The following is a 14,078-nucleotide window of genomic DNA, read 5'->3' on the forward strand; positions in this document are numbered from 1 at the left end:
AAGAACCTTCGAATGCTTCTAGCCGCCGCTGTCTTCGCGGCCATCCCCACATATGCTCAGGAGGTGCGAGCCAGTCTCGCCGGCGTGGTGAGCGATCCGGTGGGCGCTCCCATCCCCGGCGTCACCGTCGTCCTCACCAGCGTGGAGCGCAACGTCTCCACCACCACTGAAACCAACGAGCAGGGCAACTACCTGTTCCCGTTTGTCGTCTCCGGCAAATACACCCTCACCATCGAACGCGCCGGCTTCAAGAAGTACTCTCGCCAGAACATCATTCTCCAGGCCCAGGACAAAGCCCGCGCCGACGTCGCCCTCGAAGTGGGCGACATGACGCAAAGCGTCAGCGTGCAGGCCGATGTCTCGCAACTTCAGACCGAGACCGCCTCGCGCAGCCAGATCGTCTCCAACCAGCTCATCGCCAACCTGCCCACCCAGGGCCGCAACCCCTTCCAGATCGCCTGGGCCATGCCCGGCGTCGTGAAGACCGGCGACTGGCGCTACCTGCGCGCCTTCGACACCGGCGGCATGTCCGGCTTCTCCATCAACGGCGGCAAAAAGGGCGATAACGAAGTCCTCATCGACGGCATCAGCAACGTGCGCGGCAACCGCAACGTCATCGGCGTGCCCTCCATGGAAGCCGTCCAGGAGTTCAAGGTCCTCACCAACACCTACGACTCGCAGTACGGCCGCACCGGCGGCGGCATCGTCACCATCGTCTCGAAGTCCGGCGGCAACGCCTTCCACGGCACCGCCTATGAGTACTTTCAGGCCGAAGAGCTCAACGCCAACCAGTCGGAACTGAACTCCGCCGGTCAGAAGAAGCCCCCGATGAACATCAATACCTTTGGCTTCCAGGCCAGTGGTCCCATCTTCATCCCGAAGGTCTTCGACGGCCGCAACAAGCTCTTCTTCCTGCTCTCCTACGAGGGACTTCGGCAGCGCTCCGCCGATCCCGGCGCCGTCACCTTCCCCCTCGATGCCTGGCGCACCGGTAACTTCTCTGGGCTGCTGAATGCCCAGAACAATGGGGTCACTATTTACGACCCCCTGACCACCGACGCGGCCGGCAACCGCACCCCCTTCGCCGGCAACATCATCCCCTCCAACCGCATCAACCCCGTCGCGGCCAATGTCCTGAAGGACTATCCTTCGCCCAACGCCCCCGGCACCGGCCCCGCGCGCATCAACAACTACATCTACCCCTCGCGCTGGGTCGCCGACATGAACGCCTGGAACGGCCGTCTCGACTACCGCCTGAACGACCGCAACACGGTCTACTTCCGCTACGGCCAGGCGCCGTTCTCCGAATACCGCGCCCTCGTCTGGAACGGCTCCAACGCCGCCGAGCCCACCGGCAACGCGCCCCTCATCCGCAACGGCCGCAACTGGGTCGCCGACTGGACCACCATCCTCTCGCCGACAATGACCTTCAACCTGCGCGGCGGCCTCGCCCGCTGGGAGACTTCCAGCGGCAACAGTTTCGGCGCTAACTACAACCCGGCCCAACTCGGCTTCGCCGCGAACCTCGTGTCGCAGCTCACCCGCTTCCAGTACCCGCGTTTCGACTTCAGCGACACCTACCAGTCCATCGGCTCCGGCAACAGCGTGTTCAACGCTTCGCCCTCCGACACCTACACCCTGCAGCCGAACCTGAACGTCGTGCACGGCAACCACACCCTGAAGTTCGGTGGAGAAGCCCGCCGCTACCACGACAACTCCAACAACCCCGGCGCCTCCAGCGGCGTGTATGGCTTCAGCCGCGCATGGACCCAGGGGAAGGCGCTGCAACCCGATGCCATTAGCGGCAACGAGATCGCCAGCTTCCTGCTGGGCGCGCCCAACACCGCCTACGTCGAACGCAACATCGACCCCGCCTACCGCAACTACTACTTCGCCACCTTCGTTCAGGACGACTGGCGCGTCAACAACCGCCTCACCCTGAACTTCGGCCTGCGCTGGGACTATGAGCAGCCCCTGGTCGAGCGCTACAACCGCATGCTCGGCGCCTTCAACTTCGCCACTCCCAGCCCCCTGGCCTCCCAGGTCTCCGGGCTCTCGCTCGTCGGTGTACCCACCTTCGCAGGAGTCGCCGGCCAGCCCCGCGGGGCCTTCGGCACGGACAAGAACAACTGGCAGCCTCGCATCGGCGCCGCTTACCGCATCGCACCCACCTGGGTCATGCGCGGCGGTTACGGCATCTACTACCTCGGCCAGAACGAACGCGGCGAGGCCCAGGGCTTCAGCCAGCGCACGGATGCCATCACCTCGACCGACGGCGGCTACAAGCCCGCCGTGGATCTCACCAATGCGTTTGCAAACCAGGCCGGCGGCCTGCTGCTCAGCCCCATCGGCGCCAGCCAGGGCGCATCCAGCTTCCTCGGCCAGTCGATGACGGTGAACTACTTCAACCGCCCGCTGCCCTATACCCACCAGTTCTCGTTCGACATCCAGCACGAACTGCCCGGCAACATGCTGGCGGAAATCGGCTATGCCGGCAACATCAGCCGCAAGCTGCCCATGAACGTCAGCAACTACAACGCCGTACCCGCCGCCTATCTTGGCCGCCGCACGGCCGCCGGTGTCATCGATACCGCCTGGTACAATACGCGCGTCGACAATCCCATGGCCGGGCGCATCCCGAACAACACCAACCTCAACGGCGCCACCATCCCCCGCCAGAACCTGCTGTTCCCCTTCCCGCAGTTCTCGGGCATCAACATCAACAACCTACCCATCGGCGGCCAGAACTACAACGGCCTGCAGACGCGCCTCACCAAGCGCTTCTCCCGCGGCCTCACCTTCGTCGCCAGCTACTCCTGGAGCAAGACCCTCGAACAGCTCACCCTGCTCAACCCGCAGGATCTGAACCTGAACGACGTCTACGCCACCCGCGTCGAAAACCGCTCCGCCCAGGAAACCGACGTCCCGCACAAATTCTCCTTCGCGGGCGTCTATGAACTGCCCTTCGGCCGCGGCCGGTCCCTCGGCAACAACATGAATAAGGTCGCCGACGCCGTACTCGGCGGCTGGCAGTTGAACTGGAACCTCACCCTGCAAAGCGGCTGGGCGCTCGACTACCCCAATGCCAAACAGGTTGTCGCCGGCGACGGGAAACCCACCGATGCGCAGAAGGCGCAGGGCTATCTCTTCAACGTCGACCTCTGGAACGATCCGGCCAACCCCGGAAAGCGCGTCGCCCAGCAGGAGCCCTTTACGCTGCGCGACTTCCCCACCCGCTTCGGCAGCGCCCGTGTCCCCGGCTACAAGAACATCGACGCCTCGGTGGCCAAGAACTTCCGCCTCACGGAATCCATCAAGCTGCAGTTCCGCGGCGAAATGGTCAACGCCACCAACACGCCCTGGTTCTCACGCCTCGCCAGCAACGGCACCAACGTGACCAACGCCAACTTCGGCAAGCTCGACATCACCCAGCGCAATCTCCCGCGCTTCGTGAAGCTCGTCCTCAACCTGAGTTGGTAGTCCAGCTCAGCACAAACGTAAAAAGGGCGGGGCCTCCATCGAGGTCCCGCCCTTTTTCTGTCCCTTCCGCTGCGCTCAGAACCCGTCCGCGCGCCATACCACCTGGCCGCCGACGATCGTCAGGATGGGCCCACCCTGGAACGTCCGGCCGCTGAACGGCGTGTTGCTCGACTTCGACAGGCTGTTCTTGACGTCATAGACCCACGGATACTCCGGATGGAACACCGTGACGTCGCCGACATAGCCCGGCTTCAGTGCGCCACGAGCCAGTTCGTTCTTCCAGCCGATCACCCGCGCCGGCTCCGACGTGTACAGCGCAATCAGCCGCGGCAGGCTGATCAGGCCGGAGTGCACCAGCACTTCCAGCGAAACGCCCAGCGCGGTCTCCAGCCCGATGATGCCGAACGGGCAGCGCTCGAATTCCTGCATCTTGTCGTCGCCCGCGTGCGGAGCATGGTCCGTCGCCAGGCAGTCGATCGCTCCGCTCACCACCCCATCCACCACGGCCTTGACGTCGTGCTCGCAGCGCAGCGGCGGCTTCATCTTGTACGCCGAGTCGTACGGCTTCATATGCCCCGTGTCGAGGGCGATATGATGCTGCGTCGCCTCCGCCGTCACCCGCAGCCCGCGCTGCTTGGCATAGGCGACCATCGCCACGGCATTCTTGGTGGAGATGTGGGCGACGTGATACCGAACACCGGTCAACTCCGCCAGGATGATGTCCCGCGCGACCATCACGTCCTCGGAAGCCGAGGGGATGCCGCGCAGGCCCAGCCGCACGCTGTCGTCGCACTCGTGCATGTCGCCGCCGGCACTGAGGTTCAGATCCTCGCAGTGCTCGATCACCGGAATGTCCAGCGCCCGCGCCGTCTCCATCGCGCGCCGGATCACCCGCGCGTTCATCACCGGCTTGCCATCGTCACTGATCGCCACGGCGCCAGCCGCGATCATCGAGCCGATCGACGCCAGTTCCTCGCCATTGCTGCCCTTCGTGATGGCGCCGATCGGGAAGACGTTGATCGCCGCCTTGCGGCGTGCGGTCTCGACGATGTACTTCGTCACCGTCACCGAGTCGTTCACCGGGTTCGTATTCGGCATGCAGCACACGGTGGTGAAACCGCCCGCGGCCGCCGCCTGCGCGCCCGTCTCTATCGTCTCGGCGTGTTCGAACCCCGGCTCGCGCAGGTGGACGTGGATGTCGATGAAGCCCGGCGCCACCACCAGGCCCGCCGCGTCGATCACCTCCGCTCCGGAAGTGCTGAGCCCCGGACCTACACCCGCAATGCGCCCGTCCTCGATCAGCACATCGGCCACCGCGTCGTGGCCGGTTTCGGGGCAGATGACCCGCCCGTTTTGGATCAGCAGTTTCACTGCAGCAGCACCCTTTCCAGAACGGCCATGCGGACGGAAACCCCGTTCTCCACCTGGTTGAGAATCATCGATTGCTGCGAGTCGGCCACCTCGGACGAGATCTCACGGCCGCGGTTCATCGGCCCGGGGTGCATCACAATTGCATCGGGCCGCGCCAGCGCCATGTGCTCCTGCCGCAGGCCGTAGAACCGGAAGTACTCGCCTGCGGGCATGGCCGGCTCGTGGATCCGTTCCAACTGCACGCGCAGCATCATGATCACGTCGGCGTCCTTCACCGCCCGCCGCAGATCGTATTCCAACGTGACGCCGCTGGCCACCCGGGCCATCTCGCGCGGCAGCAGCATGGGCGGGCCGCACAGCACCAGGTCCACGCCAAACTTGGCCAGCAGATGGATGTTCGACCGTGCCACGCGGCTGTGCGCGATGTCCCCGATGATCGCCACGCGCAGCCCTTCCAGGCGGCCGCAGCGGTCCAGGATCGTGCGCGCGTCCAGCAAAGCCTGCGTGGGATGCTCGTGCGTACCGTCACCGGCATTCACAATGGGCGTCGTCAGGTGGCGCGACAGAAAGTGCGGAGCGCCCGACGCCGCATGCCGCATCACAATCGCCGACGGCCGCATCGCCACCAGCGTGTTGATCGTGTCCACCAGGCTCTCGCCTTTGGAAACGCTCGAACCCGAAGCCGTAATGCTCAACGTATCGGCACCCAGGCGTTTGGCGGCGATCTCGAAACTCGAGCGGGTGCGCGTGGAGTTTTCGAAGAACATGTTCACCACCAGACGGCCGGTGCAGGTGTTCACTTTGGCGAACGTCTGTCCGCCATGAGGCTGGAAGGCGCGGGCGCGCTCGAGGATCTGCTCGATCTCGTCGCGCTCGATGCCCTCAATTCCGAGCAGGCCCTTCGGCATCGCCGTGCCTCCTCAATCGACCTTTTCCACCAGCAGCACTTTTTCGAGCTGGTCGATCTCCTGGAACTTCACCTCGATGATTTCGCGCGACGAGGTGGGTACCTTGCGGCCGACATACTGCGCTTCAATGGGCAGTTCGCGGTGGCCGCGATCGATCAGAACCAGCAGCTGCACACGAGCCGGGCGTCCGAGTTCAAACAGCGCGTCCAATGCGGCGCGGATGGTGCGGCCCGTATAGAGCACATCGTCCATCAGCACGACGTCTTTGCCGAGCACCGAGAAGTCGATCTTGGTGTCGCTGACCACAGGCTTCGGACCCACCGTCGACAGGTCGTCCCGGTAGAGCTTGATGTCCAGGACACCCACCGGCACCTTCACCTTCTCGAGCTCTTCGATCTTCTTTGCCAGCCGCTGCGCCATCGGGATCCCGCGCCGCCGGATGCCGATAAACGCCAGTTTTTCGAGGTCAATGGTTTTTTCCAGCACCTCATGAGCGAGCCGCACCAGGGTACGGTCGATCTCGGAGGCACTCATCAGTTGGGCTTTTTCTCGCGTTGCGCTCATCGCTGTTCAGTTTACTACTTCAGTACCTCTTCATCCTGGTCCGCATTCGCTTGACAATCTTCTCAATCTCATCCAGATCCTTGAAGGTCTTGAGCGCCAGCACGTGCCCCTGGTTCTTCTTTGTCTCCTCCTCAATCGCGCCGGTGAGCCTTCGCAGCTCTTCCAGGTCCTTGAGGTTTGCCTTGTAATCGGCCTTCAGGATCTCTTCCGATTGCAGCTTTCCGTTTGGCAGGCGCTTTGGTTCAGGATCCTCGCTGGGCGTTTGCGGGAACTGCGCCGCCAGCGAAAACGCGAACGCAAATCCGGCCAGCGGCAGCAGGCACAGGGCCAAGCCTCGCCAATTGCTAAACTTACTTCTAATGAAGGACGTTAATCTAGGCATCGTCGGCCTCGGCAATGTCGGCAGTGGGACTCTTACCATTCTGGCTGAAAACGCGGATGAGATCGCCCGCAAGCTAGGCTTTCGTTTGAATGTCACCGCGGTCTGCTCGCGCAGCGTGAAGTCGAAGAATCTGCCTGCCGGGCTCGCGCCGAAGCTGATCACCACCGACTGGCGCGAAGTTGTCTCGCATCCGGACGTCGACATTGTGGCCGAGCTCATCGGCGGCACCGGCACCGCGCGGGAAGTGGTGGAAGGCGCCATCGCCGCCGGCAAATCCGTCGTCACCGCCAATAAGGAACTGGTGGCGCTGGAAGGCGTCTCCATTTGGAAGAAAGCCGAAGCGCAGGGCGTCACCCTCGCCATGGAAGCTTCCGTGTGCGGCGGCATCCCGATCCACGCCGTGCTGCGCGAAGGCATCGCCGGCGACCACATCGAGACCCTGTTCGGCATTCTGAACGGCACCAGCAACTATATCCTCACCGAGATTGAGGAGAATGGCTCGGCGTTCAATGACGTGCTGGCGGAGGCGCAGCGCCTCGGTTACGCCGAAGCGGACCCCACAGCCGACGTCGACGGCTTCGACGCGCGCTCCAAACTCGCGCTGCTGGCGTCACTCGCGTTCGGCGTGCAGCTCACTCCGGGTGACATCCCGACGGAAGGCATCCGGCGCATCAGCCCCATCGATTTCCACTACGCCAAGCAGCTCGACTGCACCATCAAACTGCTCTGCTCCGCCCGCCGCGTGGAAGACGGCCTGTTCGTCTCCGTCCGCCCTGCCCTGCTCTCGAAGAAGACCATCATGGCCGGAGTGAAGGGTGCGTACAATGCCGTGTGGTCGCGCGGCAAGTTTGGAGCCGATACGTTCTACTACGGCCGCGGCGCGGGCCCGAATCCCACCGGCGTCGCCGTCGTCAGCGATCTGATGCGCGTCGCGCGCTCGCTGCATCCCGAACCCGCCCATCGCGTGCCGCCATTTGCCTATACGGATCTGGCCGCCGCAAAGCCGCTCGAGATCGGACGGCAGCATCGCCACTGGTACCTGCGCTTCCGCATCACCGACCAGCCGGGCATCATCCGCGACCTATCGTCGATCCTGGCCGAGCACTCCATCTCCATCGACGCCGTGCTCCAGTTGCCCGACCTCGACAAGCAAAACCTGCCGTTCGTCATCACGCTGGAGAACTCGCCCGAGTCCGCCGTCCGCGCGGCCGTCGAGAAGATGAGCAAACTGCCGTTCATGGTGGAACCGCCGCTGGCCTTACCGATCGAGAGGGGTGTTTAGTGAGAGTTCTTCTCCTGTGCCTGCTGGCGGCCGCCGCCTACGGACAAGTTGCCGACAAGGCCAACGCGCGCTACCGCACGGCGGAAGGCCGCGAAGGCATGCTCGTGACGCTGGGTGCGCCGGATCGTCCGGACCGGATCCACGCCGAAACCATCGTCAAAGTCCTGAAGATCAAACCGGGCCAGACGGTGGCGGATATCGGCACGGGAGCCGGCGCGCTGCTGAACGTGCTGGCGCCCTCGGTCGGCGAGCAGGGGAAGGTCTATGCGGAGGACATCTTCGACGACTTCCTCAGCGCTGCCAGGAAGCGCCATGCCGGCGCTAAAAACATCACTTTTGTGTTAGGAAACGAGAAGGACGTCAAGCTGCCGGAGGGCTGCTGCGACGTGGCCGTGACGGTGGACGCCTACCACCATTACGACTACCCGGCCGAGATGCTGGCCTCCATCCACAAGGCCCTGAAGCCCGGCGGCCGGTTCGCCGTGGTGGATTACTACCGGCGGCCCGGGGCCATGGGGCCGGGGGGGAATCCGATGGAGCATATTCGCATCGACAAAGATGCTGTCATTGCGGAAGTGCAGGCGCACGGATTCAAATTGCTGGAGACAACTGACACTGTGGCGGGCTCACAGTATATTGCTGTGTTTACGCGGTAGCTGGATTGCGGCGGGCTTTCATTTCGGCCGAGATCGCCAAAAGCGCATCCTGCTGTAGATGTTGTGCGGCGTAGCCTTGCAATGTCGCGTCTTCCGACTTGATGTGCGCACGGTAGAGCTTCACGAACCGCGCCACCACTTCCTTCACCTGGGCTGAGTTGTCAGGGTGGGAGTAGACGTCTTTGAGTTGCGCGTAGATCTGCTGGGCTTCGGCGTGGTCGTGTTCGAGTTCGGCGAGATAGGAACGTTCGCCTGGTTCCAGCAGGGGTTTCAGCCGTGGGAAGAGACTGACTTCTTCGTCCTCGGTGTGCAGAACTCCACTGGTGTCCAGGAAATGAAAGGCGCCTTCGAACGCCTCAAGAGCTCTATCGCGATGGGAATCCAGGCGGGCGGCGGCGCGTTCGATGGTGTCAAGACGCTCTTCGATGCGCCGGTGACAGGCTTTGAGGTGGTCTAACGGAGTATCCAACGAGGATCGCTCGGACTGCTTGGCAAAAAGGGCTTCCGCACGAATCATACTTCTATTGTCGTTCATTGCGGGGAGGCGAACCGTGACTCAAATCACACTAGGGAGTACGGTTCGAGAATCATCGACTCGGCAAAGAGATCCTGAAAGGCCGGATCGGCCGCCAATTCGACGTGGGTTGTCCGCTCCAGCAGACGATTGAGCCTTTGTTGCCGCGCACTTGGCGACAGCAGCAGCAGGCGCGCGCCGCGCAGGGCGGAATTGCCGACGGGTTCGACCGGGCAGTTTTCCGGCAGCAGTCCGATGGCCGTTGCGCTGGCCTGGCGAATATAGTTTCCGAACGCGCCCGCGAGGTAGAGTTTCTCCGGCTTCAGGGCCGAAAGCATCTTCAGACCGGCCGCCATTGCGCCTTTGGCGAGCTGAAGTTCCCGCAAATCGCCCTGTGTGAGGGTCACCTCGACGGCCAATTGGACGACCTTGCCCTGCAGCGTCACGCGACCGTTCGGCTGGACGTAACCCAATTGTCTTGAAGCAGCTACGGCGTCGACGAGACCGCTGCCGCAGATGCCGCGCGCCTGCGTTCCGCCGATGACGCGGCACTCGAAACCGTTGTCGGTGGGATGGACGCTATCGATGGCTCCGGTACCGGCTCGCATGCCGTTCGAGATGCGTCCGCCTTCGAAGGCGGGACCGGCTGCCGTGCTGGCACAAACAATCTTTCGATGGCTACCTACGACGATTTCGCCGTTGGTGCCGATGTCGAAGAGCGCGGTGACACGGCTGGACTCGTCCAGGCCGGTGGCGACGATGCCGGCGAGCAGGTCGCTGCCTACAAATCCGCCCAGATTCGGGAGGAAGACGGCGGGACCGGGCCACTCCAGTTCGACGGGGTTGAACGAGACCGCGCCGAGGGTGGGTGACTCAAACGGCACGCTGGCGAGCGGCTCGACGCTGAGGCCGCAGAACAGGTGATGCATGGCCGTATTGCCGACCAGGAGGATCTCCTCCAGCGCATCGTACTGGGCCAGACGCCAGATCATGGCCCCGAGTTCACGGCGGATGAGGGCCGTCAGCACGCCGGGATGCTGCAGGTCGTACTGGATGCGGCTCATCACGTCGGCGCCGTAGCGAGCCTGGGGGTTCAGAGCGGTTTCGACACCCAGGACCTCTCCGGTGGCGAGGTCGACCAACTGGACGACCAGCGTGGTGGTACCGAGGTCGACCACCGCGCCGAAGCCGTTGCGCGGCTCCAGGGCAACAGACTGGTCGTCGGTGAGGATGCGGGCCGTCCACTGTTCGATCTCTACGGTGACGGGCCCGCTGGATTCGGCGGTGCAGGCGAGCCGCCAGCCGGCCGCGAGGTCTTCCTCGGAGATCACCTGGCGCATCTGGTCAGTTGGGGGGACGTCGCCCTCGATGACGCGGACGCGGCAGCCGCCGCAGTTGGACTCTCCGCCGCAGGGAAACTCGACGCCAGCGGAAAAGAGGAGGTCGGCGAGGTGCTCGCCCGGCTGGAGCTGGAGTTCGAGTCTCACTGCCGTGTGCGGGCGAAGCGGGTCATCGCTTCGACGTTCGCGATGGGCGTGCCGCGCGGGACTTCGCAGCCGGCGCCGACGATGTAGTTGCGGCCGGCCTGAGCGTGGCACTCTGCCAGGTGGGCGGTGACGGATTCGGGCGTGCCGTCGCGGAGGGCGCGCACGGGGTCCATGTTGCCGAGCAGGACCTGCTCGTCCCCCATGGCGGCGCGGGCCTCATCGATGGGGGCCGGATAGTCGAGGTCGACGATGGCGGCTCCGGTTTCGCCCATGTCTTTCAGGATGCGGCGGGTGTTGCCGCAGATGTGGAGGCGCACCGGGACGCCCATGGCGCGGATGCCGGCGAGCAGCCGCTTCTCGAAGGGCAGGACGAAGTTGTGATAGAGGCGCGGGCCGAGCAGCGAGGCGGCGGCGTCGCCGACTCCTATGAGCGTGGCACCGGCATCGACCTGGGCCCGGGCGAAGTTGAGCTCCATGCGGACGGCGTAGTCGAAGAGGGCCTCGACGAAGTCCGGATCGTCGCCGAAGTCGAGCATGAGGGTATTGAGGCCGCGCAGGTCGGAGGCCATGGCGCAGGGGCCTTCCACCCACCCCTCGACGATGCGGGTGTTGCCGGTTTTCTGAGCGAGCAGTCGGACGGCGCAGACGCGGTCGTACATGCGGCCGGCTGCCGGATCGGGCAACGCGAGTCCGGACAGCACGGCCTTGTCGTGGATGAGCGCCTTGCTCTCGTTGATGGCGGGCGGCTGGTCGTCGAACCACTCGATGGCGGCGCCCAGGTCACTGGCTTCGCGGGCCGGATCGGAGATGGCGGAGACGTAGTCGAAGTCGAAACGATCGGCCACGGCGAGTTGGGCCTCGACGAGCGCCTCGTGGTTCCTGGCGTAGACGCCGTACGGGATGCCGGCGATGTCACCGGCGTACATCATGGTGATGGGCATGAGCGGCAGCGAGTCGGGCGTGCCGTTCTGGAGCCGGGCGAGAATGCGCTCTTTGCCGTTCATGGGAATTCCCGTTAAGCGGAGGCGGACTGGCGGATGTCCTCGGCGCGCACGATGGTGGGGTCGTAGCTGGCGGCGATGCGCTGGCCGGGTTGGGTGAGGAGGAAGTCGGAGCCCTTCCAGTCGCCCTGGATGAGGCGGCGGACCAGGATGAGGTTGCCGGCAAGTTTCTCGAAGGTCCAGCCGCGCTCGGCGGCTTCCCAGCGTGCTTCTTCTTCAAAGCGGGCATCGGCTTCGAGGCCGGTCTCGATGAAGGTGAGGCGCTGGTAAGTGGAGCGGTAGCGGGTGAGCTGCTCGTAGAGGTAGCGGCCGTTGTCGTCGCCGTACTTGGCGATGAGGTCGGTTTCCGAGACATCCATGCCGACGGTGTTGTGGGTGAGCTGCTGGAGGCCTTTGCCGCGTTCGAGCCAGCCGGTGGAGCGGTAGTAGGTGCCGGGGTGCTCGTCGAAGTAGCGCTGGTACTGCTCGCGGCTGCCCATGAGGAGGGCAATGCAGTCGTGGGCGCGGGGCAGCACGAGCATGGTGTCGCGGGCTTCGAGGCCGTGCAGGCCGTTGCCGCACAGGCCGTAGCCGAGCAGGATGGCGTCGTACTGGCCGGCGGGCACGGTGTCGATGCGCTTCTGCAGATCCTGGGCCATGGCCTTGCCGCCGAGGTCATGGAGGCCCTTGGGCATAAACTCGACGTCGACCTGGTGGGGCGAGCGGGCCAGTTCCGCGCACATCTCGCGGAAGAGCACTTCGCAACTGATCAGTTTGAGGCGCATGCGGCGCTCCTTGTCGCGACGAGGGCGCGAATGAAGTCGGGATTCGTGCCGCAACAGCCGCCGAGGAAGGAGGCTCCGGCTTCGATGAGTACAGGGTAGTGGCCGGCGAAGAAAGCGGCGGAGGTGGTGTAGATGACGGCCCCGGCTTTCACCTCGGGCAGGCCGGCGTTGGCCTTGATCCAGATGGGCAGCGAGCAGGCGGCCTTGAGGCGTTTGCAGACGGGGGCGAAGCGTTCGATGCCGGCGCCGCAGTTGGCGCCGACGACATCGGCTCCGGCGGCTTCGAGTTCGGCGGCGACGGTCTCCGGTGTGGAGCCCATCATGGTGCGGTCGAGGTTCCTGCCGGAATCGAAGGCAAAGGAGACAACGACGGGGAGGCCGGCCTGACGAGCTCCGGTGAGGGCGAGCTTGGCTTCCTCGAGATCGCTGAAGGTTTCGAGCAACAGGGCGTCGGCGCCGTTGGCGGCCAGGACTCGGGCCTGTTCGGCGAAGGCGCTGGTGACCTGGGCGGGGTCGAGGTCATCGGTGAGCAGCATCTTGCCTGTGGGGCCCATGGAGGCGAAGACGAGGGCCTTGCTGCCGGCGGCGCGGCGGGAGATGGAGACGCCGGCGCGGTTGAGCGGCTCGACGAGATCGGCCAGTCCGGAGTCGGCCAGGGTGATGCGGTTGGCGCGGAAGGTATTGGTGAGGATCACCTGGCTGCCGGCTTCGACGTAAGCGCGGGCGACGGATTCGACGTGTTCGGGATGCTCGAGATTCCAGGTGTCGGGCACGACGCCCAGGGGGAGTCCGAGGGTCTGGAGCTGGGTGCCCCAGGCGCCGTCGGTGATCAGCGGGCCGTTGGCGAGCCAGGCGGCGAGGCGGCTCATGCGGGTGCGCCTTCCGCGACCAGCCTGCGGGCGAGGGCCACGGCCGCATTGGCGTTGTCGCTATAGCCATCGGCGCCGATCTCTTCTGCGAACTGCTGGGTGACGGGGGCTCCGCCGACCATGACCTTGACCTGATCGCGGACGCCGGCTGCCTTGAGGGCGTCGATGGTTTTGCGCATGGAGGGCATGGTGACCGTGAGCAAGGCGGAGAGGGCGACGACGCGGACTCCTTTATTCTGGATGGCGTCGATGAACTTCTCGGGCGCGACGTCGGCGCCGAGGTCGATGACCTCAAAGCCGCCGCCTTCCAGCATGGAGGCGACAAGGTTCTTGCCGATGTCGTGGAGGTCGCCTTTGACGGTGCCGATGGCGACGCGTCCGGCGGGCTCGATGCCGCTGGCGGTGAGCAAAGGGCGAATGAGATTCAGCGAACCCTTCATGGCGCGCGCCGACAGGAGGAGCTCCGGCACGAAGTAGTCTTCGCATTCGAAGCGGCGGCCGACTTCGTCCATGGCCGGGACCATGTAGTTGGTGATCAGGTCGAGAGGAGTGACGCCTTCAGCGAGGGCCTGTTCCGTCACCGCGATGGCGGCTTTCTGATCGCCGTTGAGCACCGCGTCATAGAGCTTCTGAAGATCAGCCATGAGGAATCTCCTTGCTGCGGGCATGAGAGCCCGTAATGCGACAAGCGTATCTAAATCTCCGAAAAGCGTCAACTTTGCCTTTTTGGAGCGGATTGACGGGGAGCCAGCCAGGGGGCTGGCTGCCGACCTGGGGGTCCGCCGTCCTACGGGGTTGCG

Annotated in this window: 13 protein-coding genes; 3 read left to right on the forward strand and 10 right to left on the reverse strand. The window is 64.6% G+C overall.

Features of this window, described 5'->3' with window-relative positions:
* Positions 1–12: 12 nt before the first annotated feature.
* A complete protein-coding gene (locus IRI77_RS18095; protein WP_194453431.1) occupies positions 13–3,480 on the forward strand; it encodes a TonB-dependent receptor in 3,468 nt (1,155 codons plus the stop codon).
* Between the two features lie 75 nt (positions 3,481–3,555).
* Here IRI77_RS18095 and IRI77_RS18100 read toward each other — a convergent pair whose 3' ends face one another.
* From IRI77_RS18100 to IRI77_RS18115, 4 genes are read right to left on the reverse strand one after another with little or no spacing between them, the layout of a single operon-like run.
* Positions 3,556–4,851, reverse strand: coding sequence for a dihydroorotase (locus IRI77_RS18100; protein ID WP_194453432.1), 1,296 nt, complete (start codon positions 4,849–4,851; stop codon positions 3,556–3,558).
* A complete protein-coding gene (locus IRI77_RS18105) occupies positions 4,848–5,759 on the reverse strand; it encodes an aspartate carbamoyltransferase catalytic subunit (RefSeq protein ID WP_194453433.1) in 912 nt (303 codons plus the stop codon). The genes IRI77_RS18100 and IRI77_RS18105 overlap by 4 nt, the downstream gene beginning before the upstream one ends.
* 12 nt (positions 5,760–5,771) lie before the next feature.
* Positions 5,772–6,323: a bifunctional pyr operon transcriptional regulator/uracil phosphoribosyltransferase PyrR gene (gene pyrR, locus IRI77_RS18110; RefSeq protein ID WP_194453434.1), complete on the reverse strand. Its 552-nt coding sequence runs from the start codon at positions 6,321–6,323 to the stop codon at positions 5,772–5,774.
* A 19-nt stretch (positions 6,324–6,342) separates the two neighbouring features.
* The gene (locus IRI77_RS18115) at positions 6,343–6,654 is read right to left on the reverse strand and encodes a hypothetical protein (RefSeq protein ID WP_194453435.1); all 312 of its coding nucleotides are present in this window, start codon (positions 6,652–6,654) and stop codon (positions 6,343–6,345) included.
* Between the two features lie 28 nt (positions 6,655–6,682).
* Between IRI77_RS18115 and IRI77_RS18120 the strand changes: the two genes are divergently transcribed.
* The gene (locus IRI77_RS18120) at positions 6,683–7,987 is read left to right on the forward strand and encodes a homoserine dehydrogenase (protein WP_194453436.1); all 1,305 of its coding nucleotides are present in this window, start codon (positions 6,683–6,685) and stop codon (positions 7,985–7,987) included.
* Positions 7,987–8,643, forward strand: a complete 657-nt coding sequence (locus tag IRI77_RS18125; protein WP_194453437.1) for a methyltransferase domain-containing protein — start codon at positions 7,987–7,989, stop codon at positions 8,641–8,643. Before IRI77_RS18120 ends, IRI77_RS18125 begins: the two co-directional genes overlap by 1 nt.
* Here the strand turns inward: IRI77_RS18125 and IRI77_RS18130 are convergent.
* Genes IRI77_RS18130 through IRI77_RS18155 form a run of 6 tightly spaced genes read right to left on the reverse strand, consistent with a single transcriptional unit; the run spans position 8,633 to position 13,922 of the window.
* Entirely contained in the window at positions 8,633–9,160 is a 528-nt protein-coding gene (locus IRI77_RS18130; protein WP_194453438.1) for a hemerythrin domain-containing protein, read from the reverse strand. The two genes, IRI77_RS18125 and IRI77_RS18130, sit on opposite strands and share 11 nt — an antisense overlap.
* 44 nt (positions 9,161–9,204) lie before the next feature.
* Entirely contained in the window at positions 9,205–10,644 is a 1,440-nt protein-coding gene (locus IRI77_RS18135; protein ID WP_194453439.1) for an ASKHA domain-containing protein, read from the reverse strand.
* A complete protein-coding gene (locus IRI77_RS18140) occupies positions 10,641–11,648 on the reverse strand; it encodes a uroporphyrinogen decarboxylase family protein (RefSeq protein WP_194453440.1) in 1,008 nt (335 codons plus the stop codon). The genes IRI77_RS18135 and IRI77_RS18140 overlap by 4 nt, the downstream gene beginning before the upstream one ends.
* An 11-nt stretch (positions 11,649–11,659) precedes the next feature.
* Entirely contained in the window at positions 11,660–12,409 is a 750-nt protein-coding gene (locus IRI77_RS18145) for a DUF1638 domain-containing protein (protein ID WP_194453441.1), read from the reverse strand.
* A complete protein-coding gene (locus IRI77_RS18150; RefSeq protein ID WP_194453442.1) occupies positions 12,394–13,278 on the reverse strand; it encodes a homocysteine S-methyltransferase family protein in 885 nt (294 codons plus the stop codon). Before IRI77_RS18150 ends, IRI77_RS18145 begins: the two co-directional genes overlap by 16 nt.
* Positions 13,275–13,922: a cobalamin B12-binding domain-containing protein gene (locus tag IRI77_RS18155; RefSeq protein ID WP_194453443.1), complete on the reverse strand. Its 648-nt coding sequence runs from the start codon at positions 13,920–13,922 to the stop codon at positions 13,275–13,277. Before IRI77_RS18155 ends, IRI77_RS18150 begins: the two co-directional genes overlap by 4 nt.
* Positions 13,923–14,078: the final 156 nt, after the last annotated feature.

This window comes from Paludibaculum fermentans, assembly GCF_015277775.1.
Lineage (GTDB): Bacteria > Acidobacteriota > Terriglobia > Bryobacterales > Bryobacteraceae > Paludibaculum > Paludibaculum fermentans.

Coding starts and splice junctions, on each gene's coding strand:
- IRI77_RS18155 (WP_194453443.1), bottom strand. CDS start 13,922: ATGGCTGATCTTCAGAAGCTCTATGACGCGGTGCTCAACGGCGATCAG.
- IRI77_RS18150 (WP_194453442.1), bottom strand. CDS start 13,278: ATGAGCCGCCTCGCCGCCTGGCTCGCCAACGGCCCGCTGATCACCGAC.
- IRI77_RS18105 (WP_194453433.1), bottom strand. CDS start 5,759: ATGCCGAAGGGCCTGCTCGGAATTGAGGGCATCGAGCGCGACGAGATC.
- IRI77_RS18095 (WP_194453431.1), top strand. CDS start 13: ATGCTTCTAGCCGCCGCTGTCTTCGCGGCCATCCCCACATATGCTCAG.
- IRI77_RS18140 (WP_194453440.1), bottom strand. CDS start 11,648: ATGAACGGCAAAGAGCGCATTCTCGCCCGGCTCCAGAACGGCACGCCC.
- IRI77_RS18145 (WP_194453441.1), bottom strand. CDS start 12,409: ATGCGCCTCAAACTGATCAGTTGCGAAGTGCTCTTCCGCGAGATGTGC.
- IRI77_RS18120 (WP_194453436.1), top strand. CDS start 6,683: ATGAAGGACGTTAATCTAGGCATCGTCGGCCTCGGCAATGTCGGCAGT.
- pyrR (WP_194453434.1), bottom strand. CDS start 6,323: ATGAGCGCAACGCGAGAAAAAGCCCAACTGATGAGTGCCTCCGAGATC.
- IRI77_RS18130 (WP_194453438.1), bottom strand. CDS start 9,160: ATGATTCGTGCGGAAGCCCTTTTTGCCAAGCAGTCCGAGCGATCCTCG.